General features: G+C 54.0%; 21 protein-coding genes and 1 tRNA gene. 21 read left to right on the top strand and 1 reads right to left on the bottom strand.

All coding sequences use genetic code 11. The annotated features are described in order from the left end of the window. Window positions 1–147 precede the first annotated feature (147 nt). Window positions 148–1,188, top strand: a complete 1,041-nt coding sequence (locus tag GALF_RS10770) for an efflux RND transporter periplasmic adaptor subunit (protein ID WP_013294096.1) — start codon at window positions 148–150, stop codon at window positions 1,186–1,188. Beyond that, a complete protein-coding gene (locus tag GALF_RS10765; RefSeq protein ID WP_013294095.1) occupies window positions 1,185–4,250 on the top strand; it encodes an efflux RND transporter permease subunit in 3,066 nt (1,021 codons plus the stop codon). Before GALF_RS10770 ends, GALF_RS10765 begins: the two co-directional genes overlap by 4 nt. Before the next feature lie 3 nt (window positions 4,251–4,253). Here GALF_RS10765 and GALF_RS10760 read toward each other — a convergent pair whose 3' ends face one another. Further along, complete coding sequence (locus tag GALF_RS10760; protein ID WP_050752524.1) at window positions 4,254–4,547, bottom strand: YkgJ family cysteine cluster protein; 294 nt, start codon at window positions 4,545–4,547, stop codon at window positions 4,254–4,256. Between the two features lie 67 nt (window positions 4,548–4,614). Here GALF_RS10760 and rlmF point away from each other — a divergent pair, with 67 nt between their 5' ends. The 19 genes from rlmF to GALF_RS10670 all read left to right on the top strand — a co-directional run bounded on the left by rlmF (window position 4,615) and on the right by GALF_RS10670 (window position 21,951). Continuing rightward, window positions 4,615–5,574 carry a 23S rRNA (adenine(1618)-N(6))-methyltransferase RlmF gene (gene rlmF / locus GALF_RS10755; RefSeq protein ID WP_013294093.1) on the top strand — a complete coding sequence of 320 codons (960 nt, stop codon included), beginning with the start codon at window positions 4,615–4,617 and terminating at the stop codon, window positions 5,572–5,574. Between the two features lie 440 nt (window positions 5,575–6,014). Then, window positions 6,015–7,862, top strand: a complete 1,848-nt coding sequence (locus GALF_RS10750; RefSeq protein ID WP_013294092.1) for an ABC-F family ATP-binding cassette domain-containing protein — start codon at window positions 6,015–6,017, stop codon at window positions 7,860–7,862. Window positions 7,863–7,906: 44 nt separating this feature from the next. Continuing rightward, window positions 7,907–8,779: an NAD kinase gene (locus tag GALF_RS10745; protein WP_013294091.1), complete on the top strand. Its 873-nt coding sequence runs from the start codon at window positions 7,907–7,909 to the stop codon at window positions 8,777–8,779. A gap of 14 nt (window positions 8,780–8,793) precedes the next feature. Beyond that, complete coding sequence (gene recN, locus GALF_RS10740) at window positions 8,794–10,455, top strand: DNA repair protein RecN (protein ID WP_013294090.1); 1,662 nt, start codon at window positions 8,794–8,796, stop codon at window positions 10,453–10,455. Between the two features lie 42 nt (window positions 10,456–10,497). Then, window positions 10,498–10,857, top strand: coding sequence for an outer membrane protein assembly factor BamE (locus tag GALF_RS10735; RefSeq protein WP_013294089.1), 360 nt, complete (start codon window positions 10,498–10,500; stop codon window positions 10,855–10,857). Window positions 10,858–10,877: 20 nt separating this feature from the next. Continuing rightward, window positions 10,878–11,684 (top strand): 4-hydroxy-tetrahydrodipicolinate reductase, encoded by an 807-nt coding sequence (dapB, locus tag GALF_RS10730; RefSeq protein WP_013294088.1) that lies wholly within the window; start codon window positions 10,878–10,880, stop codon window positions 11,682–11,684. A gap of 16 nt (window positions 11,685–11,700) precedes the next feature. Further along, window positions 11,701–13,062, top strand: coding sequence for a polynucleotide adenylyltransferase PcnB (gene pcnB / locus GALF_RS10725; RefSeq protein WP_013294087.1), 1,362 nt, complete (start codon window positions 11,701–11,703; stop codon window positions 13,060–13,062). Next, window positions 13,059–13,547 (top strand): 2-amino-4-hydroxy-6-hydroxymethyldihydropteridine diphosphokinase, encoded by a 489-nt coding sequence (gene folK, locus GALF_RS10720; RefSeq protein WP_013294086.1) that lies wholly within the window; start codon window positions 13,059–13,061, stop codon window positions 13,545–13,547. The genes pcnB and folK overlap by 4 nt, the downstream gene beginning before the upstream one ends. A gap of 48 nt (window positions 13,548–13,595) precedes the next feature. Beyond that, window positions 13,596–14,387 (top strand): 3-methyl-2-oxobutanoate hydroxymethyltransferase, encoded by a 792-nt coding sequence (gene panB / locus GALF_RS10715; protein WP_013294085.1) that lies wholly within the window; start codon window positions 13,596–13,598, stop codon window positions 14,385–14,387. Continuing rightward, window positions 14,387–15,214, top strand: coding sequence for a pantoate--beta-alanine ligase (panC, locus tag GALF_RS10710; RefSeq protein ID WP_013294084.1), 828 nt, complete (start codon window positions 14,387–14,389; stop codon window positions 15,212–15,214). The genes panB and panC overlap by 1 nt, the downstream gene beginning before the upstream one ends. 37 nt (window positions 15,215–15,251) lie before the next feature. Then, a complete protein-coding gene (gene panD / locus GALF_RS10705) occupies window positions 15,252–15,632 on the top strand; it encodes an aspartate 1-decarboxylase (RefSeq protein ID WP_013294083.1) in 381 nt (126 codons plus the stop codon). 97 nt (window positions 15,633–15,729) lie between these two features. Beyond that, window positions 15,730–16,482, top strand: a complete 753-nt coding sequence (tpiA, locus tag GALF_RS10700; protein ID WP_013294082.1) for a triose-phosphate isomerase — start codon at window positions 15,730–15,732, stop codon at window positions 16,480–16,482. Between the two features lie 18 nt (window positions 16,483–16,500). Next, window positions 16,501–16,827, top strand: a complete 327-nt coding sequence (gene secG / locus GALF_RS10695) for a preprotein translocase subunit SecG (protein ID WP_013294081.1) — start codon at window positions 16,501–16,503, stop codon at window positions 16,825–16,827. 25 nt (window positions 16,828–16,852) lie between these two features. Beyond that, window positions 16,853–16,939, top strand: a tRNA-Leu gene (locus GALF_RS10690). 214 nt (window positions 16,940–17,153) lie between these two features. Further along, a complete protein-coding gene (locus tag GALF_RS10685; RefSeq protein WP_013294080.1) occupies window positions 17,154–18,308 on the top strand; it encodes a tyrosine-type recombinase/integrase in 1,155 nt (384 codons plus the stop codon). Window positions 18,309–18,492: 184 nt separating this feature from the next. After that, window positions 18,493–18,666, top strand: a complete 174-nt coding sequence (locus GALF_RS16170; protein WP_013294079.1) for a helix-turn-helix transcriptional regulator — start codon at window positions 18,493–18,495, stop codon at window positions 18,664–18,666. Between the two features lie 118 nt (window positions 18,667–18,784). Beyond that, complete coding sequence (locus GALF_RS10680) at window positions 18,785–19,480, top strand: hypothetical protein (RefSeq protein WP_013294078.1); 696 nt, start codon at window positions 18,785–18,787, stop codon at window positions 19,478–19,480. A 121-nt stretch (window positions 19,481–19,601) separates the two neighbouring features. Next, window positions 19,602–20,771 carry an IS4 family transposase gene (locus GALF_RS10675; RefSeq protein WP_013292311.1) on the top strand — a complete coding sequence of 390 codons (1,170 nt, stop codon included), beginning with the start codon at window positions 19,602–19,604 and terminating at the stop codon, window positions 20,769–20,771. A gap of 16 nt (window positions 20,772–20,787) precedes the next feature. Further along, complete coding sequence (locus GALF_RS10670; RefSeq protein WP_190274074.1) at window positions 20,788–21,951, top strand: replication endonuclease; 1,164 nt, start codon at window positions 20,788–20,790, stop codon at window positions 21,949–21,951. The last annotated feature ends 1,565 nt before the right edge of the window (window positions 21,952–23,516 follow it).

Below are 23,516 nucleotides of genomic sequence, written 5' to 3'. Positions count from 1 at the left end.
GTAGAGGCTATCACGCGCAAGCGGGAATCGGCACATTTTAAATGAAGCGGCCCCCGCTTTAAAATTTTTTATAAGCCGCGACAATGTTTGACAAACAGCTGTTTGAAAACTACAGTGCCCAACCTTTTAAGCAATTCCTTATACACCATGAAATTGACCTTCCTGTTCATTGCGATCGCTGCCAGTCTTAGCGCCTGTGGCAAAAAAGAAACCGTAGCCCCCGTCAATCCGGTGCGGCCAGCGCTCACGCAGATTGTCGGCGTGCAGGCAGAAGAGGGGGGTGTTTTTTACAGCGGCGAGATTCGCGCACGCAATGAACTGACGGTGAGTTTTCGCACCGGCGGCAAACTCATCGCGCGTCCGGTTGAGGCGGGCATGCGGGTTAAATCAGGTCAGGTGCTGGCAAGACTGGATCCATTGGATGCCGAATTTCAAGCGGGGGCTGCGCGTGCGCAATACACGCTGACGGAGAGCGAGGCGCTGCGCTATCGCGAGTTGCACCGTAAAGGTTTTGTCAGTCAGTCGGTGCTGGATGCGAAGGAGGCGGCCTTGCAAGCGGCGAGTGCGCAAGCGGGGTTGACGCATAATCAGTCCGATTACACCGTGCTGCGTGCCGCGCATGACGGCGTGGTGGCGGCAACCTTAGCTGAAGCGGGGCAGGTGGTCAGTGCAGGTCAGCCTGTGTTGCGTCTGGCGCAATCGGGTGAAACCGAAGTTTCCATCGAAATTCCTGAAGCGGATTACGCAGCGCGTCACGTGGGCGACAAGGCCGATATCGTGTTGCTGACGGGGGCGGGGGCGCATATGAGCGGGCGCTTGCGTGAACTGTCGCCGTCCGCTGACCCTGTCAGTCGAACCTATGCGGCACGCGTCTCCATCGTCTCTGCCGCAAATCACATCGCGCTGGGGATGACCGCACGGGTGCGTTTCGAGGCGGCTAAAACGGGCGCTGCCGAATTGCTGATTCCTGTTTCGGCGGTTTATCAGCAAGGGGGGCATCCTGCGGTCTGGATCGTCTCTGCCGATCACACGGTGAGTTTAAGGCCGGTCGAGATTTCTGCCTACCGCGACAGCGGCGCCGTGATTGCCAGCGGGTTGGCGGCTGGGGAACGCATCGTGACGGCCGGCGTGCACCGGTTGTCAGCCGGCGAAAAAATTCAGCTGATCGCGCAGGTCTCAGTCCCATGAAAGGGCCGAATCTTTCCGCTTGGGCGCTGACGCACCAGCAAATGGTGCTGTATCTGATCATCGTGCTGACCGCGGCCGGGGTGATCTCTTATTTCAATTTAGGTCGCGCCGAAGATCCCGATTTTACCTTTAAGGTCATGGCGGTACGCACGCAATGGCCGGGTGCGGATACTCAGCAGGTTGAGCACGAACTGACCGAGCGGATCGAGAAAAAGTTGCAGGAAACCGCCTGGGTCGATGTGTTGCGCTCGGCCTCCAAACCCGGCGAATCGATGGTGTTTGTGATGCTCAAGGATTACACGCCTAAGCAGGAAGTGCCTGAAGCCTGGCGTCAGGTGCGCAAGAAACTCGACGATATTCGTCACACGCTGCCCGCCGGCGTGCAGGGCCCGTTTCCCAATGAGGAATTCGGCGATGTGATGATCAATATTTTTGCGCTGACCGGAGACGGCTTTGATCTGGCCGACTTGCGCCGTCAGGCGGATCAGATTGCACTCGATTTAAAACGCGTGCCCGATGTTAAGCGGGTCGAACTGATCGGGGTGCAGGATGAAAAAATCTATCTGGATGCAAGCCCCGCACGTCTGGCAAGTTTCGGCGTCACCCCAGCGCAGATCGGTGCCGCGCTGCAACAGCAAAATGCCATCGCGCCTGCCGGATTTTTGGATACCAGTACCGACCGGATCTGGTTGCGCGTGTCGGGCGGCTTCGACAGCATCGAGCGCATCCGCAATACCGATCTGCTGGTCAACGGCAAACATCTGCGACTGGGCGATATCGTTAAGGTTACGCGAGGCTTGAACGAACCTGCACGCCCCGGCATGCGGGTGGACGGGGTGCCTGCCATCGGGATCGGCGTGATCATGGACAAGGGCGGCAATGTGATCGGTCTGGGCGAGCATCTGAAGGCGGCGATGAAAGCGATTTCAGCGAATCTGCCGGTCGGTATCGACGTCCACGTCGTCGCCGATCAGCCGGAAGTCGTCAAGGAGTCCGTGTCCTTGTTTCAGGATTCCTTGGCCGAGGCGATTTTGATCGTGCTGGTGGTGTCTTTCCTGAGTCTGGGCTGGCGCACAGGGACGGTGGTGGCACTGTCCATTCCGCTGGTGCTGGCGATCACCTTTTTCATGATGAAGATTTTCGGCATCGATTTACAGCGCATCTCGCTGGGCGCGCTGGTGATTGCATTAGGGTTGCTGGTCGACGATGCGATCATCGCGGTCGAAATGATGGTCGTGAAAATGGAGCAGGGCTGGGACCGGTTTCAGGCGGCCACCTACGCCTATACCTCGACGGCCTTCCCGATGCTGACCGGCACGCTGATTACGGCAGCGGCCTTTACGCCGGTCGGATTTTCCAAGTCGGCGGCCAGCGAATACACCTTTTCGATTTTCGCCGTGGTGACCATCGCGTTGATCGTGTCGTGGCTGGTGGCGGTGGTGTTCACGCCCTACTTGGGCTACAAGCTGCTCGATCCTGCCAAACTGATCGCCAATGCGCAAAAGCATGGCGAGGATATCTACGATACGCCGTTCTATCGGCGTTTTCGTGCGCTTCTGGTGTGGTGTCTGAAAAATCGCTGGAAGGTGATCGGTGGCACGCTGCTGCTGTTCGTGTTGTCGATTGTGGCATTCGGTCAGGGCGTGCAGAAGCAGTTCTTCCCCTCTTCCAGCCGTCTGGAATTGCTGGTCGATGTCTGGCTGCCGCAGGGTGCGTCGCTCAAAGCCACCGGCCACGAAGTGGCTCGCATCGAGGGGTTGCTCAAGCGCGACCCGGCTGTCAGTAGCTTTTCCTGTTATGTCGGCAACAGTTCGCCGCGCTTCTTCTTGTCGCTGGATGTGAAACTGTTCAGCGATAACTACGGTCAGTGCGTGATTCTGACTAAAGATTTTAAGGCGCGCGAAACCTTGAAGTTGCGTCTGGAGCAGATTTTTACCTCCGCTGAAGGCGGCTTCGGTCATATACACCCGCATGTGCTCAGGCTGGAGAATGGCCCGCCGGTCGGTTATCCGGTGCAATTCCGTGTCAGCGGTGCGGACGTCGAGCAGGTTAGGCTGATTGCCGAACAGGTCTCCACGATGATGCGCGCTAATTCTCATTTGCAGGATGTCAGCTTCGACTGGAACGAAAAAGTTAAAAGCGTGCATCTGATCGTCGATCAGGACAAGGCGCGCGTTTTAGGGATTTCGAGTCGCGACATCGCACAGACGATGCAAGGCTGGCTCAACGGTGTGGCGCTGACCCAGTACCGCGAAGACGATCAGTTGATCGATGTGGTGTGGCGGGGTGAGGCTGATGCGCGCGCGCTCGATCGACTGGCGGGGCTGGATATTCCGACCGCCAGTGGTCGCCATGTGCCCCTGTCTCAGGTGGCGCGTCTGGTGCCGGTGCTCGAAGAGGCCGTTGTCTGGCGTCGCAACCGGCAGCCGACCATGTCGGTGCTAGCGGACATGAGCGACAAGACCCAACCTGCCACGGTCTCCCGTCAGCTGGACGCGCAACTCAATGCGCTGCGTGAGAAGCTGCCGGCGGGGTTTCATATCGAGATGGGCGGTAGCGTCGAGGAGTCCGCCAAGGGTGAAAAAGCCATCATGGCGGTGATGCCGCTGATGCTGGTGGGCGTGATAACCTTGCTGATGATGCAGTTGCAAAGCATTAGTCGCACCATCATCGTGCTGCTCACCGCGCCCTTAGGGATGATAGGCGTGACCGCAGCGCTGCTGATCTTTCAGGTGCCGTTTGGCTTCGTCGCCAATCTGGGCTTTATCGCGCTAGCCGGTATGATCATGCGAAATTCGGTGATTCTGGTCGATCAGATCCGTCAGGACGAGGCGGAGGGGAAAAGCAGTTGGGAGGCGATAGTCGGTTCCACGGTACGGCGTTTCCGCCCCATCATGCTGACCGCGGCGGCCGCGATACTGGCGATGATTCCCTTGACCCGTCAGGTGTTCTGGGGTCCGATGGCCGTTACCATTATGGGCGGGTTGGTGGTGGCCACCCTGTTGACCTGTCTGTTCTTGCCAGCGTTATATGCCGCGTGGTTTAAGGTGAGAGAAGCGTAGGGCTTAGTCGATGTGATGCAGGCGTCGCTGGTCAAGACAGTCATCGTCGCCTGCCTGATATTCACCGCAGATCATCGGGCGTTGGGCGTAGATGGTGCACAGCATGGTTTTTCGATCTAATGCGGCGCACCAGCCGTCTTCCCGTCGTGCCATGATCCAGCCGCCCCAGCGGTCCTGTTCGGTCAATTCGGGCGGGATGTCATCGTCTCCCATCAGCATTACCTCAAGGCGGCAGCAGCACGCTTTGCAGGTAGCGCAGGTGGCGCGCTCTCGAGTGTCGCAAGCAGATATAGTCATAGCGTGCATTCTCGCATCCTGACGGATTTATGCCAAATATGAACGGGCGATAATGGGATAATGCCGTATGAAAAATAAATCCCCCGATAGTGCGAAAGTGCGCCCCGTTTCCGCCGAAAAACTGCATCCGCGAAACCCGCATCGCGGTCGCTATGATTTCAGGCAATTGATAGCCGCGAGTCCTGAGCTGGCGGTGTTCGTCTCGATCAATCCCTATGGCGATGAATCGATCGATTTTGCGGATCCTGCCGCGGTCAGAGCGCTCAATCGCGCACTGCTGATTCAGTATTACGATATTCAAGGATGGGATATTCCGGCGCACTACCTGTGTCCGCCGATTCCCGGACGCGCGGATTATCTGCATTATCTAGCCGATCTGCTGGCCGAAGGCGGTGTTGTGCCGAGCGGTGTGCGGGTGCTCGATATCGGCACGGGGGCGAACTGCATTTATCCTTTGGTCGGCCAGCGCACGTTTGGCTGGCAATTTGTCGGCAGCGACATCGAGCCGGCAGCGCTTGCAAACGCGCAACGCATACTGGATGCCAATCCCGATTTGAGCGGCGCGATCGAACTGCGTTTGCAGAGGTCACCGCAGTCGATTTTCAACGGGGTGGTGAAGCCCGGGGAGATTTTCGATCTGACCCTGTGCAATCCGCCGTTTCATGCTTCGCTGGCAGAGGCCAATCTGGGCACCGGGCGCAAATGGAAGAACCTGGGCAAAGGCGCTTCGCGTGCGCTCAATTTCGGCGGGCAGGGTGCGGAACTTTGGTGTCGGGGCGGTGAGGAGGCGTTTGTCTGCCGCATGATCGCCGAGAGTGCGCAGGTTAACTGCCTGTGGCATAGCTCGCTGATCTCCAAATCATCCAGCTTGCCGGGCGTCTACCGCGCGCTTAACAATGCGGGCGTGCAGGAGGTCAGGACGATAGAGATGGCGCAGGGACAGAAGAAGAGCCGCTTTGTCGCGTGGACTTTTTATGAGGCCTCCGTGCGGCGCGACTGGTGTGTCAAGGGCGCTTTAGGAAAATAAAATATTTAAATTCAATCGTCTAGGCCAGTATGTCTAGCGAGATGTTGATTTATTCGTCATCCCCCCGAAAGCGGAGATTCAGCGCCTTATGTGACTGGGTTTCCGCAGCAGCCTGCCCTCGAATAAGGTGGTCGGGGGCGTGAACCACAAAACCGGATAAACCAGTGCTTCCTTAGCATTGTGGGGGTGCAGGCGCCCTCCCGTTTTTCAGCAATCGTGTTCGCGCGCCTTTCTTGGCTTTGCTCACGCCCGTCCGATGCAATTCCCGATTACGTCGAAAAATAAGGAATGGTCATTCAAATCTGTGCTGGCCGTCGCAATGTTCTCACTTTTTTCATCCGCTGCATTTTCCGCCGATCATCATGCGACTTAAAGTCTGAATGGCTAAGTGACGCGTAATTACAGCGGAGGGCTGATTAGCGCTCTGTTATCATATTGCCATGCTTAATATACTCAACATGACTTACCTGCAGGGCGGCGAACCGCTGCTCAGCGGGGCAAATTTGCAGGCGTTTGCCAATCAGCGCATCGGGCTGGTCGGAAAAAACGGTTGCGGTAAATCCACTCTATTTCGTTTAATTCGAGGCGAACTTCAGCCCGAAAGCGGTGAGGTCTCGCTGCAAAGCGGAAAAACCCTCGCTTACGTTGAACAGGAAATCGCCAATTCCGATCAAAGCGCGATAGAGTTTGTGCTCGATGGCGATGTTCAATTGCGTAGCCTGGAAAAAATCCTGATTAAAGAGCAGCACGATACGGCCTGGTTCGAAGCGCAGCAGCAATTCGAAGCCATCGACGGCTATGGCGCGCCGGCTCGTGCCGCCCAATTGTTGAGCGGACTGGGTTTTGACACTGACAGTCTGGAGCGCACGGTTGACAGTTTTTCCGGCGGCTGGCGCATGAGATTAAATCTCGCGCGTGCACTGATGCACCGTGCCGATCTTTTATTGCTCGATGAGCCGACCAACCATCTGGATCTGGAAGCGATCCTCTGGCTGGAACAATATCTGGCGCGCTATCCGGGCAGTATCCTGCTGGTGTCGCACGATCGGGAATTTCTCAATGCGACGGTTAATCGTATCGCCCATGTCCACGACTGCGTGATCGACAGTTATGCCGGGGATTACGACGATTTCGAACGCGCGCGTGCCGAAAAAATTGCCCAGCAAAATCAGGCTTACGAGACGCAACAGTTGAAAATCGCCCATCTGGAAGATTTTGTGCGGCGTTTTCGCGCCCAAGCCACTAAGGCCAAACAGGCGCAAAGCCGCATCAAGGCACTCGATAGGCTCACCCGCATCGCCGCTGTACATGTCACCGACGGACACTTCGAGCTGGAGATCGAGGCACCGGAACGCAGTCCGGATTTGCTGATGCGGCTGGATAACATGGGGTTTTCCTACGGCGATAAGTCGCTGTTTAAAAACATGAACATGGTGCTCAGAGCCGGTGCGCGCATCGCGCTGCTGGGGCCTAACGGCGCGGGTAAATCGACGCTGATCAAACTGCTGGTCGGCGAGTTGACCCCTACCTCAGGCCGGTTAGATATTACGCCGGATATCCGTATCGGTTATTTCGCCCAGCATCAGCTGGAAAATCTCGACAGCAATGCGACGCCCTTGCAACATATGGAGCGGGTTGCGCCCAAGGAAACCACGCTGGCGTTGCGTACCTTTCTGGGGCGCTTCGGTCTGGCGGGAAACAGCGAGGATAGGCCGGTCGCGAGTTTTTCAGGCGGCGAAAAAAGCCGCCTGGCGTTAGCCTTGCTGGCCTGGCAAAAGCCGCATCTGCTGCTGCTCGATGAGCCGACTAACCATCTGGATCTGGATATGCGCGATGCGCTGACGATCGCGCTCGAAGAATACACGGGTGCTGTGGTGATCGTCTCTCATGATCGCAGCCTGATACGCGCCGTGGCGGATGAACTGTGGCTGGTCGCCGATGGGGAGGCGAAACTGTTTGACGGCGATCTGGAAGACTACAAGAGCTGGATTGAGTCACGCCGCCCAAGTGTAACCGTGCAAGCCAAACCTGAAAAAATTGCGCAAGCCGCAGCCCCAAAGGTGAATAAAAAAGCGTTGCAATCGAAGCGCGGCAAGCTCGAAGTCGAGTTGAACAGGGTGCAGGCGGAACTGACCGAGATCAATGCGAAACTGGGCGATCCGGCAACCTATAGCGATTGCAGCAGCGATTTTCTGGCCAAACTTAACGCAAGGCGCGAACTCGTGCAGGCGAAGGTCGATGCACTCGAAGAGAGCTGGCTGGAACTCGAAATGGCGCTGGAGGAATAAAGGCCGCTTTGTCATTGTCTGTTTGATGTGGTCTAATCACGCCCATGAAATTACCCTTTAAAAACGTCGCGCTGATCGGTAAGCACAAATCGCTCGATGTGGCCGTGCCGCTGCTGAGTCTGGCGGCGTTCCTGTCTGCCCGCGGTCTCGGCGTGATTGTGGATAGTCTGACGGCCGAACAGTTGGCCGACTGCCCGTATCCTTCGATGTCGCTGGAGGAAATGGCCAAGGTCACAGATCTTGCGATTGTGATCGGCGGCGACGGCACCCTCCTGAATATTGCGCGCACTTTTTCGCCCTGCCATGTGCCGCTGATCGGCGTGAATCAGGGGCGGCTGGGGTTTTTGACGGATTTGACGCTGGAAAATATGCTGGAGAGCATCGGCGCGATGCTGGAGGGGCAGTATGTGACCGAGCGTCGCTTGTTGTTGTCTGCCCGCGTGATGCGCGAGGGGCAGGAAGTATTCAGCGGTCTGGCGTTCAACGAAGTGGTCGCGCATCGCAGTCAGATCAGCAGCATGGTCGAATTCGAGGTGCGCATCGACGGTGAGTATTTGTATAACCAGCGTGCGGACGGCTTGATCGTCTCGACACCGACCGGTTCGACGGCCTACGCGATGTCAGCGGGTGGTCCGATTCTGCATCCGGCGCTCGATGTGCTTGAACTGGTGCCGATTTGTCCGCATACCTTGAGCAACCGGCCTATCGTGGTGAACGGCTCATCCGTGCTGGAAATTCTGATGCATCGCTGCAGCGATACGCGCGTGCGGCTGGACAGTCACACGAGTTTTGATATGCAGGTGCACGATAAAATTATCGTCACGCGTTATTCCGGTCACGCCCACCTGCTGCATCCGGTGGGGCACAGTTACTACCATACCCTGCGCGAAAAATTGCAGTGGAATCAATCCCTTTAATTTTCTGAGCTAATATGCTGAAATTTTTAAGCATTCGTGACTTTGTCATCGTATCTCAGCTTGAGCTTGCGTTTTGCGCGGGCTTTACCGCGCTGACCGGCGAGACGGGGGCTGGTAAATCGATTTTGATCGATGCTTTGTTGCTGGCGCTGGGCGAACGCGGCGATGCGACCATGGTGCGTAACGGCTGCGAGCGTGCGGAAATTACCGCCGAATTCGATGTGAGCGCACAGCCCGGACTGCTGGCATGGCTTAAGGCGCAGGAACTCGAAGGCGATGACGGCGTGTGTCTGATGCGTCGGCTGCTCGATGCCGGAGGCCGTTCGCGCGGTTTTATCAACGGGCGTAGTGCGACACTGCAACAGATGCGTGAAGCGGGCGAGCATCTGCTCAATATTCACGGTCAGCACGCGCATCAGTCCTTGTTGCAAGCGGATGCACAACGGGTCTTACTCGATGAGTATGCCGGATTGCAGTCCAGTGTCGCCGGGGTGGCGACAGATTTCCGCGACTGGCAGGCGCTGATGCGCCGCCGTATTGCGCTGAGTGAGAATTCACAAGCGGTCGCGGCCGAGCGCGAGTTACTGACTTTTCAGCACACCGAACTCGAAGCGCTGGCCTTTAATGTCGCCGATTGGGAAGTTTTGCAGGCCGACTATGCGCGGATGGCGCATGCCGCCAGTTTGCTCGAAACCGCAGCATTTGGTATCGACACGCTGAGTGAAGCTGAGACGGCATGCCTGTCGCAACTGAACGCGCTGATGACGCGCTTGCGCGATGGCACGCTGCATGATGCGACGCTCGCCGAGCCGTTGCGTATGCTCGAATCGGCGCAGGCTGAATTGCAGGAAGTCGTGTACAGTCTGCGCCATTATCAGCAGCGTCTAGATGCCGATCCGCAGCAAATGGCGCAGAAGGAAGCGCGGATTCAGTATGTCATGGATTTGGCGCGCAAGTACCGTGTGGCGCCTGAGAGACTAGGCGAGGTGCTGCAGCAGGTCGCGCGGCGTCTTGCAGAGTTGGGCGCTGACGCAGATCTGGAAGCATTGCAGCAGCTAGAGAGGGATGCGCATAGTCGCTATCTGGAAGCGGCGCGCGCATTGAGTCGTGCAAGACGTCTGGCCGCCGATAAATTATCGCAGCAAATTACCGCCGCCATGCAGACGCTGGCGATGCAGGGCGGGAGTTTCGCGGTGGCGTTGCTGCCGCTGACTGAGGGCAATGTGCACGGGCTGGAGGCGGTTGAATTTCAGGTCGCGGCTAACCCCGGTGTGCCGACGCGCAGTCTGGCGAAAGTTGCCTCCGGCGGCGAGCTTTCCCGCATCAGTCTTGCGATGCAGGTGGCGACCAGTCAGGTGGCTTCCGTGCCTACCCTGATTTTCGATGAGGTGGACAGCGGGATAGGCGGACGTGTCGCGGAAATTGTCGGTCTGTTGCTCAAGCAGCTCGGACGCCAGTATCAGGTGTTATGCGTGACCCATTTGCCGCAAGTGGCCGCAATGGCGGATAGTCAGTGGCAGGTCAGCAAGGCGGTGGAAGCCGGGGTGACCTTAAGTCGTATCGAAGTGCTGGGTGAATCGCAGCGTATCGAGGAAATTGCCCGTATGCTGGGAGGGGTGACGATTACCGATACTACGCGTCGCCATGCGGCGGAGATGCTGGGCGTGGCAGGTTGAGGTATGATGTGGCAGATTTTAGAAATTACGAGACTTTAAACCATGCGCATTAAAATTGTTCTGTTGTCCCTGTTGTTAGCTTCTTGCGGCAGTATTGATACGCCTACGCTGTCGCCCTATAAAATGGATATTCGTCAGGGCAATTTCGTGACGGTGGAAATGCGCGACAAAATTAAGGTCGGGATGTCGCGGGCACAAGTGCGCTATGCATTGGGAACGCCGATGATCAGCGATGTGTTTCACGGCAATCGCTGGGATTATGTGTATCGCCTGGAGCAAAAGCGCGAACTGGTCGATCAGCAGCGTTTGACGTTGTATTTCGACGGCGAGCATCTGGTACGCATCGATGATAGCGCGCTGACGGTAAAGTCCGTCACGCCTGATGTGAAATCAGCCGAATAAGCAGCAGAGGAATAATGCAGATGAATAAAATCAAGATAGCGATTGCCGGCAGCAGCGGTCGGATGGGGCGTGTGTTGCTCGACTGTGTGGCCGCCGCCGATGATCTGGTGTTGCACGCAGCCTTGGAACACGCGGGCAGCACGCTGCTGGGACGCGATGCGGGCGAATTGTCCGGTGCACCTTGCGGAGTGAAAATCAGTGCCGATGTCGAAGCGGCTCTCGCAGGCGCTGATGTGCTGATCGACTTTACCCGTCCTGAAGGCACGCTGGATCACCTGGCCATCTGCCGCAGACTCGGCGTGAATATGGTGATCGGCACCACAGGCTTTAACGCGCAGCAAAAGGCGCAACTGGGCGCGGGCGCTCAGGATGTCGGCATCGTGTTTGCGCCCAACATGAGCGTCGGCGTGAATCTGGTATTCAAGTTGCTGGAGACCGCTACGCGCGTGTTATCTGAAGGCTACGATATCGAGATCATCGAGGCGCATCATCGCCATAAGGTGGATGCGCCCTCCGGTACGGCGCTGGGGTTGGGCGAGGTGGTTGCGCGCACGCTGGGGCGTGATTTAAGTGAGTGCGCAGTGTATGGACGCGAAGGCGTGACCGGCGAGCGCGATCCGTCTACCATCGGATTTGCAACCGTCCGGGGTGGTGATATTGTCGGCGATCACACCGTGCTGTATGCGGGGATCGGCGAGCGTATTGAAATTACGCATAAGGCGAGCAGTCGGGCAACGTTTGCGCTGGGTGCGCTGCGCGCGGCGCGTTTCCTGAAAGTTAATCCGGCCGGAATGTATGACATGCAGGACGTGCTGGATTTGAAATAGGCTTAATAAATAATCGATGATCAAAAAATTCCTCAAACGCGTCTTTCGCCGTTCGGCTAAAGTTAAAACGCTAGGCAATGCGCAGGTGATTCCATTCGCCTTGCACGGCGTGCCGCGCGAACAGATAAGCTACGGCGCAAAGCGCGTGACCGATGGCTTGCAGGCGGCCGGTTTCAAGGCTTTCGTGGTGGGCGGTGCGGTGCGCGATTTGCTGCTCGACAAAATTCCTAAAGATTTCGATGTGGCGACGGATGCCACCCCTGAGGAAGTCAAGCGCGTGTTCCGCCGCTCGCGCATCATCGGCCGGCGTTTCCGTTTGGTACATGTGATGTTCGGCGAAGAACTGGTCGAAGTTGCAACTTTCCGTTGCATGATAGACACGGAAGATGCGCAGACCGATGCGCATGGTCGCTTGCTGCGCGATAACGAATTTGGCGATCAGGAGCAGGATGCCGCACGGCGCGATTTTACCGCCAACGCACTGTTCTACGATCCGACGACTCAGGAAATTTACGATTACCATCAAGGTTATCAGGATACCCGCAACGGTGTGCTGCGCATTATCGGCGATCCGCTGGTGCGCTATCGCGAAGATCCGGTGCGGATGCTGCGCGCGGTGCGCCTGTCGGCTAAGCTCGGCATTGCGCTCGATCCTGTGACCGCAGCGCCGATTGCCCAGCTGAAATCCTTGCTCGACAACGTGCCTGAAGCGCGTATGCTCGACGAAGTGCTGAAGATGCTGTTGTCCGGCCGTTCGGTTGAGTGCATACAGCAGTTGCGCAAAATGGAGTTGCATCACGGTTTACTGCCGCTGCTCGATGTGATCATGGAGCAGCCGATGGGCGAGAAGTTCATCATGCTGGCGTTGAAAAATACCGATGAGCGTTTGAGTCAGGAAAAATCGGTGTCGCCGGCATTTTTGTTTGCCTGCCTGCTCTGGCATGAGGTGCTGTCAGTCTGGAACGGGCTGGTTGCAAAAGGCGAACGCCCGCTAGGCGCGATGCATATCGCGATGGATGAAGTGCTGGCGCGCCAGAAGAAGAAGCTGGCGATCCCGCATCGGCATGATGCCGTCATGAAAGAAATCTGGTTGATGCAGCAGCGCTTCGATCAGCGCGCAGGTCAGCGGCCGTACCGTTTGCTGGAGCAACCGCGTTTTCGTGCTGGTTTCGATTTTTTGCTGCTGCGCTGCGCCAGCAACGAAGTCGATAACGATCTCGGACTCTGGTGGGACGAGTTTCAGGATGCAAGTGAAGCGCGTCGTCAGGAAATGCTGCAGCCTGAAGGCGCGGGTGTTGCTAAGAAACGTCGCCGTAAACCGCGCAAAAAACCGGCCGGTGAGCCGGCACTGGCAGCAAGCGGGCAGGATGCCGAGTGACGCGACAGGTCTGCTTTATCGGTTTGGGGAGTAATCTGGGTGAGTCGCGCGAGCAGTTAAGATGCGCGCTGGCTGACATCGATGCACTACCGGATACGCGCGTCATGGTCTGCTCTTCGTTTTATCGCAGTGCGCCGGTAGGATTTCTGGATCAGCCGGATTTCCTCAATGCGGTGGCAAAAATTACGACGCGTCTCGCGCCTCACGCCCTGCTTGATGCCTTGCTGCATATCGAACAGCGCTACGGCCGCGAGCGGGTATTTCAAAATGCACCGCGCACGCTCGACCTTGATGTGCTGCTGTACGGCGAGTTGAAAATTCAGGAGTCCGGTTTGACGATCCCGCATCCGCAAATGCACCTGCGCGCTTTCGTGCTGCAGCCGCTGCTGGAGATCGAGCCTGGCTGCCTGATCCCTGCAATCGGACAGGCTGAATACGCCATGCGGAATTGTCTGGATCAGGTGCTGGAAAAGTTGGAAAACTAACGGTTTGTTGTTTTCAGTGATCAACTATCAATTATTAATTATTTTCCCATGCGTACGACATTAACGACTCTCAAAGCCATGAAAAGCCGCAGCGAAAAAATCGCTGTGCTGACTTGTTATGACGCGAGTTTTGCATCCTTGCTCGATGCTGCAGGTCTGGATGTGCTGCTGGTGGGCGACTCGCTCGGTATGGTGATACAAGGTCGGGAGACCACGTTGCCCGTGACGCTGGCTGACATGGTGTATCACACGACGTGCGTTGCGCGCGGCGCTGAACAGGCGTTCATCGTCGCCGATATGCCGTTCGGTACCTCTCAGGTTACGCCCGAAAAAACTCTGGAGCACGCCGTTCAGTTAATGGCGGCCGGTGCGCAGATGGTGAAGCTCGAAGGCGGTGCCGTGATGCTCGAAACAGTGCGTTTTTTGACCGCGCGCGGCATTCCGGTTTGCGCGCATATCGGTCTGACGCCGCAATCGGTGCACCAGTTGGGCGGATATCGGGTGCAGGGGCGGGAAAAGGACGCAGCATTGCAGTTGATCGAGGACGCGGTTGCGCTCGAGCAGGCGGGGGCGGGGATGGTGGTGCTCGAAGCTGTGCCCGCACTGCTCGCTGCTGAAATCACCGCGCAACTGTCCATTCCGACGATCGGCATTGGTGCGGGTGCGGCCTGCTCGGGGCAGGTGCTGGTGCTGTACGATATTCTGGATGTTTTTCCGGGTAAGAAAGCGCGCTTTGTTAAAAACTATATGTCGGGCGCCGCGTCCATCAGCGATGCCGTCGCGCGCTATGTGGCTGAGGTCAAGGATGGTCGCTTTCCTGCATCGGAGCACGGGTTTTAATGCAGCTCATTTCGACTATTGCGCAGTTGCGTGCGCGTCTGAGCGCCGAGGCGTCTGTCGCTTTCGTGCCGACCATGGGGAATCTGCATCAAGGTCATCTCGATTTGATGCGTCAGGCACGGCTGCACGGGCGCTGTGTGGTGGCGAGTATTTTCGTTAATCCCTTGCAGTTTGGCCCGAACGAGGATTTTGACCAGTATCCGCGTACGCTCGATGACGACTGTGAGAAGTTGCAAGGATTGGTCGATGTGGTGTTTGCGCCTGGCGTGAACGAGATGTATCCGGCGTCCCAAACGGTATTTGTCGTGCCGCCGCCGATTGCCGATGAGTTGTGCGGTGCCGCGCGTCCCGGTCATTTTCAGGGGATGGCGACGGTGGTTTGCAAATTGCTCAATATCGTTCAGCCGCAGGCAGCGCTGTTCGGCAAAAAAGACTATCAGCAATTGCATATCATCCGCCAGCTGGTCGCGCAGCTGAATATGCCGGTGGAGGTCATTGGCGGTGAGACGGTGAGAGCCTCAGACGGGCTGGCGCTAAGTTCCCGCAATCAGTACTTGAATGAAGCCGAACGAGCTGAGGCCGTATTTTTAAATCAGACGCTGCGCTCGATGCGCGAGCAACTGTTGTCGGGCGCGCGTGATTTCGGGATGCTGGAGGCGGCGGCTGTTCGTGCGCTTACGGCGCGGGGCTGGTCGGTCGATTATGTTGCGATACGCAATCAGTCCGATTTAAAGACGGCGGGTGCAGGAGAGTTGGTTGTTTTGGCTGCCGCCAGGCTTGGGAAAACCCGCTTGCTCGACAATATCGAGGTGAACCTTCACCCTTAAGTCAGATATAATCCGCGCCCCATTTGAAAGGTAGTTTATGCAAAGAACCATGCTCAAAGCCAAGCTGCACCGGGTGCACGTGACGCATTCCGAGTTGCACTATGAAGGCTCGTGCGCGATCGACGATAATTTGCTTGAGGCGGCTGATATTCGGGAGTATCAACAGATCGATATTTACAATGTCAGCAATGGCGAGCGATTCACAACCTATGCGATACGCGCTCAGCGCGGTTCGGGGATTATTTCCGTGAATGGCGCGGCAGCCCATAAAGCCAATCCGGGCGACATCCTGATCATAGCGAGTTATGCGCTGTATCACGATACGGAATTGGCCGCCTTTCATCCGGCGTTAGTCTATGTGGATGAGCAAAATCGCATGGTGGCAAAGCGCGGTGAAATACCTGTGCAGCTGGCATAATTTAAGAATTTGATCATTTTTTTGGAATGTTACATTGACCAAAAGGCCTTTCGCAGGTAGCATTGCAAAACTTTAAAAGCTAACTGGATTGATTACGATGCGTCGCAAACTAGTCGTTGGAAACTGGAAAATGTACGGCCGCTTGGCGCGTAATCAAGCATTGCTGCAAGGGGTTCTGGACGGCGTTCGTGAATTGCGCGCTGCAGACTATGCGGTATGTGTTCCGTATCCCTATCTGTCTCAGGCGGCAACGATGTTGGCAGGTAGTAATGTGGCTTGGGGGGCGCAGAATTTGAGTCCACAGGAAGAAGGCGCGTTCACGGGTGCGGTAGCGCCCGGCATGCTGGTTGATTTTGGTTGCAGTTATGTGATTATCGGTCACTCCGAACGTCGCGGTCTGTTCCATGAAAGCAATGAAATCGCTGCTGCGAAGTTTGAGGCAGCTCAAAAGGCCGGTATGAAGCCGATCTTCTGTGTGGGCGAAACGCTAGCTGAACGTGAGTCCGGAATTACAGAACAAGTCGTTGCAACGCAACTGGATGCCGTGCTGGTGCGTTTTGGCGCGAAGGCACTGTCCAATGCGGTGATTGCATACGAACCTGTGTGGGCAATCGGTACCGGCAAGACGGCAAGTCCAGATCAGGCGCAGGCAGTGCACGCGTTCATTCGTCAACGTGTAGCGGCGCATGATGCAGCGGTTGCGCAAGGTTTATGTATTCTTTACGGCGGCAGTGTGAAGGCATCCAATGCGGTCGAATTGTTCGGTATGCCGGACATCGATGGCGGTCTGATTGGTGGCGCTTCGCTGGTTGCTGATGATTTTGTGGCGATATGTCGCGCAGCGCAATAATTTAGTCTGGAGTAGTGTGTGGAAACAATAGTTTGGGTTTTTCATCTGGTGACAGCCATCGCTTTGTGCGGTCTGGTGCTGGTGCAACATGGTAAGGGCGCCGATATGGGTGCTGCATTTGGCACAGGTTCAGCGGGGAGCTTGTTTGGTTCCGGAGGCTCTGCGAATTTTCTGAGTCGCAGCACGGCCATTGCCGCTGCAATCTTTTTTGTGACCAGCTTAACTTTGACCTATCTGTACTCACATCCTACGCAGCAAACGGGTGTGATGGACAGGGTTGATGTCGTGAAGCCGGCTGTAACGGCGCCCGTGGATAATTCGAAGTCCAAAGAAATTCCGAAGTAAACTAATTCCGAGTTGTTAGGAATATGCGGTTGTGGTGGAATTGGTAGACACGCAAGCTTGAGGTGCTTGTGCCCGTAAGGGCGTGGGAGTTCGAGTCTCCCCATCCGCACCAATGAGTGAAATTAAGCCCTTGATCCAAGGGCTTTTTTTCGTCCGTAGCAACAAAAAAGCCTTTTTAATCAATATGTTATGCGTGTCATATGGTGTCATAGGGTGTCAGCTAGTATCTTGACAGCCCATACTAAGCTGGTCACAATCTGGGTCACAAAATTAAGAAATTACCTTTTTTACCTACAACCAAAACAAATTTGTGACTAAATTATAAAATGGCAATCCTAACTACAGTAGCAATCAAGAACGCTAAGCCGGAAGAAAAGCCCTATCTGATATATGACAGCAAGGAGAGAGGGCTGCATGTTCATATCTCCGTTGTCGGCACAAAGACATTCAGGTTCAAAACTAAATTAGATGGGAAGGCTAAGATCATTAAGCTTGGCGACTTCAAGCACATGACACTAGAGCAAGCCAGACAAAGGGCTTTTGACCTTAATGTGCAAATTCAGAACGGCATCGACCCTACCGTCCAGATCGTGCCGGAGTTCAAAACATTTGCAGAGGTGTCCAAAGAGTTTGTGGCATGGAAGCGCGACGAATTCGGCCGCGCCGAAGGTACGATCAGAAAATATCAAGAATGCTTAGATAACGATTTACTGCCAGCCTTTGCCAATACCAGCATCAAGGAAATCCACACCAAAGAATCCGTGGCCGTCATTGAAAAAATCAATGCGCGCTCGAATTCTTTGGCTATCAAAAATATCGAAATGCTAAACATGGTCGTCATGTTTGCAATTCAGCGAGGCTATCGGGATTCCTATACCCAACTGAACCTAAGCGGATTGATTAAGGAAAAGCCCGTAAAACCTAAAATCATGCCGTCGAGTCTAAAAGATACTTTTGATAAAATAGATCAATACCCGACCTTTATAATGCGATGCGCGATCACTATTCAGTTTCATGTTTTTCTGCGCGGCAGCGAGATCATGGGCGGCAGGTGGGAAGAGATCGACTTTGAAAAAAAGCAGTGGGTAGTTCCTGCCGACCGTATGAAGATGAAGCGCACTCATATCGTGCCGCTAACTAGCCAGACCATCGAGCTACTGACCAAGCTTAAGAGCGCAACCGGCGACAGCGCATTCTTATTTCCATCCAGCAAATCAGTTGAGCATATAGGCCGCGATGCTCTTTCAAAGGCATTTAGAGCCGCTGATTTAAAGATAGTGCCGCACGGTTGCCGCACACTGGCCGGAACGTGGATGCGCAATAATAAGTACCTTCCGCACCTCGTTGAAACACAGTTAAGCCATTGCGAATCAAACCAAATCGCCGCCGCCTATCAGACAGAACCGCACATGTTGTATCTCGATGAAAGACGAGGGATGATGCAGGAGTGGTCTAACCACCTCTCAGAAAGCGCAAAATAATTTTATTAAATAAGCTTGACACACATTTTTTTATTCTGTAATTTAAAAAAACAGTAGCAAATGAGCGGTAAGAATCCGCCCGAATCCGAGAAGGTTTCGCCGAATACACCCGAGGTAAGATAGTTGAATCGTCCTTGTTGCGATGACGATTTTGGGGTAGCAACTCTTTTTAGAGGGCTACCCCATGCTTTGGAATATTCATCAAGTAGTTGCCGCAGTTACCTTAAGCAAATCAACCGTGTACCGGTTAATAAAAGACGGGAAATTTCCGCAGCCCGTCCGCATCTCCTACAAGCGCGTAGGCTGGCTAAAAGCTGATATTGATAGCTTTGTCGCATCCTTACAGCACCTTGCATAACAAAGGGCTTGCACTTTTCCAAGTAACAAGCCCAATGCGCCGCGACCAAACGACAAGCGCATTATTAAGCAAGTAGCTGGAAAGTGCAAGCTCTTATTCCATTCAGGAATAAGTCGCCGTGTCTGGCGTTCAAAAATCGTTCGAAGCGAAGCGCGGATCTCGCGTTTGGTTCGAGAAAAAACTTAATGCTATCGAAGCATTGGGCGGCACAGTCGCGCGCGAAGCCGCAGCATGCGCATGGGCGAAAAACGTCTGGTCAAACCGCGCCGAAGCCGGATATGCCGGTGCAGACTGCATCGAGAAAATCTACCGACTTTGCGAAATCTCTGCTCAGCTCAAAGACACCACAGCCAAAAACAAGATCATTCAAATCATACAGAATGGCGACGAGACTGAAATGTCTCTCATTCTTGAAAAATTGTCAGACCAGAAGTTGAAAGATGCCCTGCGCGCACAAGGCGTGAACGAAGAATCAATTCGAAGACTTGCCAGAAGTAACGCCGACGATTACAACCATGAAAAAAGAATTCGCCGTGACTTGCGCTCACAGGCCAAACAGGCGACTGCATTTTTAAACATGACGCTGGGCTTAATAGGAAGCAACGGACACAAGCACGCATCGCCGTACGAAGTCGATTTGCGCAATCAGCAAAAACAACGGTGGGTTGAATTTGGCAACAAAACACAAATCCAACGCGGTGACGAATCGCTTTCAATGGCAAGCATAATGAAAGCAGCAGGCCACAAAAAATTTGCTGAAGTTTACACCTTGAGTCACTACTGTCCGGTAGATTTTAAGTTCATTTCGCTGTAGCCCTTTATTGACGTGGCTTTCAGCACGTTTTTGCATTCCGACGATTTCAAATACTATCTGGAATCGCCTTTGGTTAAAAAACCGTATCGTTTGCCCTTTAATCGGCAGACGGAGCGGCAGCATGAATCGGGGCAAAACAGTTTTCGCACAATTGCTGGACTTCGTGCCGTTCAATCATTTCGAATATCTGACCGAGCGCTTTGCCGCCAACCACGGGATCAAGCATTTCTCCGCATGGAGCCAATTCATCTGCATGGCCTATGCACAACTGACCCGGCGCGATGGCTTGCGTGATTTGGTTGCCTGTCTCAATTCTCAGAAGAGCAAGCTTTACCATATCGGTATCCGCAGCAAAGTATCCCGTTCCACACTGGCCGATGCCAACGAACGGCGCGACTGGCGGCTGTTCGAGGCACTCGGCCATCGTTTGATCTCCATAGCGCTCGAACTGTACCGGGACGAGGACATCGGCCTGGGACTCAAAGAACCGCTCTACGCCATGGACTCGACCACCATCGATCTGTGCCTGACGCTGTTCCCCTGGGCGGAATTTCGTTCAACCAAGGCCGCCGTCAAAGCGCACACCATCATTGATCTGCGCGGTTCAATCCCTGTGTTTCTGTCCATTACCACCGGCAAGGTTCACGATGTCAATCTGCTCGACGTGATCCCATTCCCCGCTGGCACCATCGTCGTCATTGATCGGGGCTACCTGCACTTCGCCAGATTGTATGCGCTACACCAGCGCCAAGTTACCTTTGTCATCCGCGCAAAGAACAATCTCCGCTTTACCTGGATTGCGTCGCGCGAAGTGGACAAAGCCACTGGATTACGCTGCGATCAAACCATACTGCTGGCGACACCCAAATCAAAAACCGCTTACCCGGAACGCCTGCGCCGGGTTTCTTTCCGCGACCCGGAAACCGGCAAGCATTTGGTGTTCCTGACCAATCGCTTCGATTTGCCCGCGCTGACCATCGCCAATATCTACAAAAATCGCTGGCAAATCGAACTGTTCTTCAAGTGGCTCAAGCAAAACCTTGCCATCAAACATTTCTATGGCAATTCCCTCAATGCCGTCAAATCCCAAATCTGGATCGCAATATGCGTTTACCTGCTGGTCAGCATTGCCAAAAAACAGCTCAATCTTCCTGCCTCCCAGCAGATTTTACTGAATCTTTTTGAGGTCAATATGTTCGATAAAACCCCAATAAATCAAATGGTTGCAAATGCGATACAGAATCTTGACGAACCGGACATCAGTAAACAATTGAATCTATTCGATTTTTAACCGGACAGTAGTGACCTTGAGTAAAGGATTGGAGAACTATGCAAAAGCCGAAGGACTTAGCTGGGCTTTTCTGACGCTAACAGCTCCGCCTCAAATGCACCCAAACCCAACCGCAGGGAAAAACACCTGGAATGGAACTACCCCTGACCAAGCGCACGCATGGATATCACAAGCATATAAAAACGCAAAAGAGAGATTAAGAAAGAAAGAAATTGTTCTATCTGGAGTGCGAGTGGTTGAGCCACATCAGGACGGCTGCCCTCACTGGCACCTGCTAGTTTTCGCGCATCCTACAGAAATGCAAGCAATCGAAGCTTCCTTCCGTTACCAACCAGAATGGAAGTCAGAGCAAGGAATGAAATTTGTTCTTGATAATGGGCGCGCGACAGCCAGCACATACTTATTCAAATATGTACTAAAGACAATCAACTCAGTTGAAAAGCTCGAAGGCGAATTAGCTACAGTCGATTCTTGGCGAAGTACGTGGGGCATTCGCGCATTCGAGTTTATCGGCATGCCAGCCCAAGGGATGTGGCGAAATCTGAGAGCAACAAAGGAATGTCCGACCGAGCCACTGGTTGCAGACATGTGGCGCGCTGCCAATCGTGGGGACGCTTGCGCATTTATTGGATTGAATGGCGGCCTCAATATAAAGAGACGTCAAAGACCAGTTCACACAAAGATAGAAACAACCGATAACAGCAAAACGATCGTGTTCAACCTAACCGACACAGGCGAGTCAATCCGCATTAAGTCGGAGAAATGGAAACTAACACCTGTACTGAAAAACACTGATTCTACTGGAGGTGCAGTTATTCCTAATTATCCAAGAAAAGCCAATTCAAAACCGGAGGTATGCACGATGAAGAAGGAAATATCACCCCACTGGTCGGATATTGGCTATATCTCGCCAGAGAAGCCAGACGATCACCCTGTAAAAACATACAAATCGGCAACGCCGGATGATAAACCATATTTTTTCAACGAAGAAGTGGAACGTGGTTGGCGAAATAAACCTACAGGGGCTAGCGACTCAAAATCAAAAATACCCAATCAAATCGACGATGAAGCCTATATTTTCCCTACGGTAACATTTACCAAGGAAGAAATAGCCGAATTGATGAATGCCGCCGAGCAGCTCCAGAGGGTCGAGTTCGCGAAGCATTCCGCCCGACACTAAAAGGCATACGGCCAAGGACCCGAGCGTAGCTCGCGCCTTGTCCTAAGACCACCACTCCCGCGCCCTGATGGCTTGGGATGGGCTAAGCCCATACCTAATGGGTGCGTTCATTGCCACGCCCCCATACCCCCCATCCTAGGCTATGCATGAAAACCCAAGCATGATGAGCTGAAAGCGAATGCTGGAGTGAGCGCGACGAGCGCGATTAAGTGAGCCACAAGAGCGAAGCGTGGCGATTAAGTGAGTGCGTCCAGCGCGATTGCCTCGGGGGGAGCCGAAAAAATAACGCTGAGCAAGCAAAGCGCGCCGATGCTTATTTTGCACGGGGGGCGTCTAGCCCAGTCGCCATAGTGGCGTTTTATGCCACGGCCAAGACGGATGGAATTCGGAGTGGTACACGAGGAGTTCGGTATTCCGTATTGGCCGTGGGATTTTCACGGCGACCCCCAAGCGTAGCGCTGGAGTGTGATTTATCACACGCGAAGGCAAGTTTTAACAAATATTTGCCGACAGGCAAAACCCTTTGTTTATCGAGCTTCGCTCGACTGACGCAGTCAGCAAAGGGGGTATTTTTTAAAACGCGTAGAGCGGATTTTCGCTCGAAGGCCTTGGCGCAACAGTTTGCGCAAACCTTAGGGTAAGTTCGTTTGCCCAAACACCTGCCTTAGAATTGATTTTAGCTGCCCGAAGAATTGCCCAAAGTATTGCCGCGCATTTCGACCAGCCTACAGGGGATAGGGTGGGGAGTGTTGAGGGGCAGGGGAAGCCGCGAATGAGGCATCCCCTCCCACTCGACGGGGTGCAGGGAATCATTCCCTGCCCTGCCGGAGGCGGTCTAGTCTTATAGTTTGTGTTTTTGACTGTGAACGGGAAAAACGCCCCTATGTTGAAGAAAAAATGCCACTGCAATTTTTTCGTTTAGACAAAAATGAGGCAACCAGCCCAGATCGTTTTCAAAAAAAAGCCACTGCATTTTTTTTGATTAGCCGCGCCGACATTCTCAAACCAGATTTGAACCCTCAACCAAAGAATTTAAAAAACTTATTTCATTCGTCGTTACTCTCCTCATCGTCTTTTCTATCTCTTACCGTTAATGTCGACTTAAAAGTTTTTCGCCCTTCGGTCTTAAACTTTCAAATCTACATTAACTTTTTTATTAAAAAATTTCGCCCTTCGGTCTCATTTCTTAATAAAAATACTCATAGAAAAAACGGCACACATCACGCACCACTACGTGGCACACTAAAACCCCATACCCGCCATATTCTATATGGCTTCCGGTGTGCCCCACCTTACTGATTTTTGTGCCCCATCTTGATTCCAAAAAGACCCAAATCGCCATATTCTATAAGGCTTCCGGTGTGCCCCGAAAAATTTAGCAAAAAATGTTCAGCAATCGAAAAAAATTATATTTTAATGACTGTTGTGAATTGAACTATCAATTTATCAAATGCACGGCAAATCACGACCCAAGGAAAATTCAATAATTAATTTTTTGACCCAAAGCCCAGAGCGAGCATTTGAAAAAACATTCTGTTACGGTGTAACTGTAAAATAACGCTTGA

Source organism: Gallionella capsiferriformans ES-2 (genome assembly GCF_000145255.1).
In the GTDB taxonomy this organism is placed as follows: domain Bacteria; phylum Pseudomonadota; class Gammaproteobacteria; order Burkholderiales; family Gallionellaceae; genus Gallionella; species Gallionella capsiferriformans.
Note: the sequence above shows the minus strand (reverse complement) of the source record. Positions and strands in the feature narration are given on the sequence as shown.

What these genes read in the sequence shown, in the direction of transcription:
- GALF_RS10770 (WP_013294096.1), top strand. Translation starts at nt 148, where the DNA reads ATGAAATTGACCTTCCTGTTCATTGCGATCGCTGCCAGTCTTAGCGCC.
- GALF_RS10765 (WP_013294095.1), top strand. Translation starts at nt 1,185, where the DNA reads ATGAAAGGGCCGAATCTTTCCGCTTGGGCGCTGACGCACCAGCAAATG.
- GALF_RS10760 (WP_050752524.1), bottom strand. Translation starts at nt 4,547, where the DNA reads ATGACTATATCTGCTTGCGACACTCGAGAGCGCGCCACCTGCGCTACC.
- rlmF (WP_013294093.1), top strand. Translation starts at nt 4,615, where the DNA reads ATGAAAAATAAATCCCCCGATAGTGCGAAAGTGCGCCCCGTTTCCGCC.
- GALF_RS10750 (WP_013294092.1), top strand. Translation starts at nt 6,015, where the DNA reads ATGCTTAATATACTCAACATGACTTACCTGCAGGGCGGCGAACCGCTG.
- GALF_RS10745 (WP_013294091.1), top strand. Translation starts at nt 7,907, where the DNA reads ATGAAATTACCCTTTAAAAACGTCGCGCTGATCGGTAAGCACAAATCG.
- recN (WP_013294090.1), top strand. Translation starts at nt 8,794, where the DNA reads ATGCTGAAATTTTTAAGCATTCGTGACTTTGTCATCGTATCTCAGCTT.
- GALF_RS10735 (WP_013294089.1), top strand. Translation starts at nt 10,498, where the DNA reads ATGCGCATTAAAATTGTTCTGTTGTCCCTGTTGTTAGCTTCTTGCGGC.
- dapB (WP_013294088.1), top strand. Translation starts at nt 10,878, where the DNA reads ATGAATAAAATCAAGATAGCGATTGCCGGCAGCAGCGGTCGGATGGGG.
- pcnB (WP_013294087.1), top strand. Translation starts at nt 11,701, where the DNA reads ATGATCAAAAAATTCCTCAAACGCGTCTTTCGCCGTTCGGCTAAAGTT.
- panB (WP_013294085.1), top strand. Translation starts at nt 13,596, where the DNA reads ATGCGTACGACATTAACGACTCTCAAAGCCATGAAAAGCCGCAGCGAA.
- panC (WP_013294084.1), top strand. Translation starts at nt 14,387, where the DNA reads ATGCAGCTCATTTCGACTATTGCGCAGTTGCGTGCGCGTCTGAGCGCC.
- panD (WP_013294083.1), top strand. Translation starts at nt 15,252, where the DNA reads ATGCAAAGAACCATGCTCAAAGCCAAGCTGCACCGGGTGCACGTGACG.
- tpiA (WP_013294082.1), top strand. Translation starts at nt 15,730, where the DNA reads ATGCGTCGCAAACTAGTCGTTGGAAACTGGAAAATGTACGGCCGCTTG.
- GALF_RS10685 (WP_013294080.1), top strand. Translation starts at nt 17,154, where the DNA reads ATGGCAATCCTAACTACAGTAGCAATCAAGAACGCTAAGCCGGAAGAA.
- GALF_RS16170 (WP_013294079.1), top strand. Translation starts at nt 18,493, where the DNA reads ATGCTTTGGAATATTCATCAAGTAGTTGCCGCAGTTACCTTAAGCAAA.
- GALF_RS10675 (WP_013292311.1), top strand. Translation starts at nt 19,602, where the DNA reads ATGAATCGGGGCAAAACAGTTTTCGCACAATTGCTGGACTTCGTGCCG.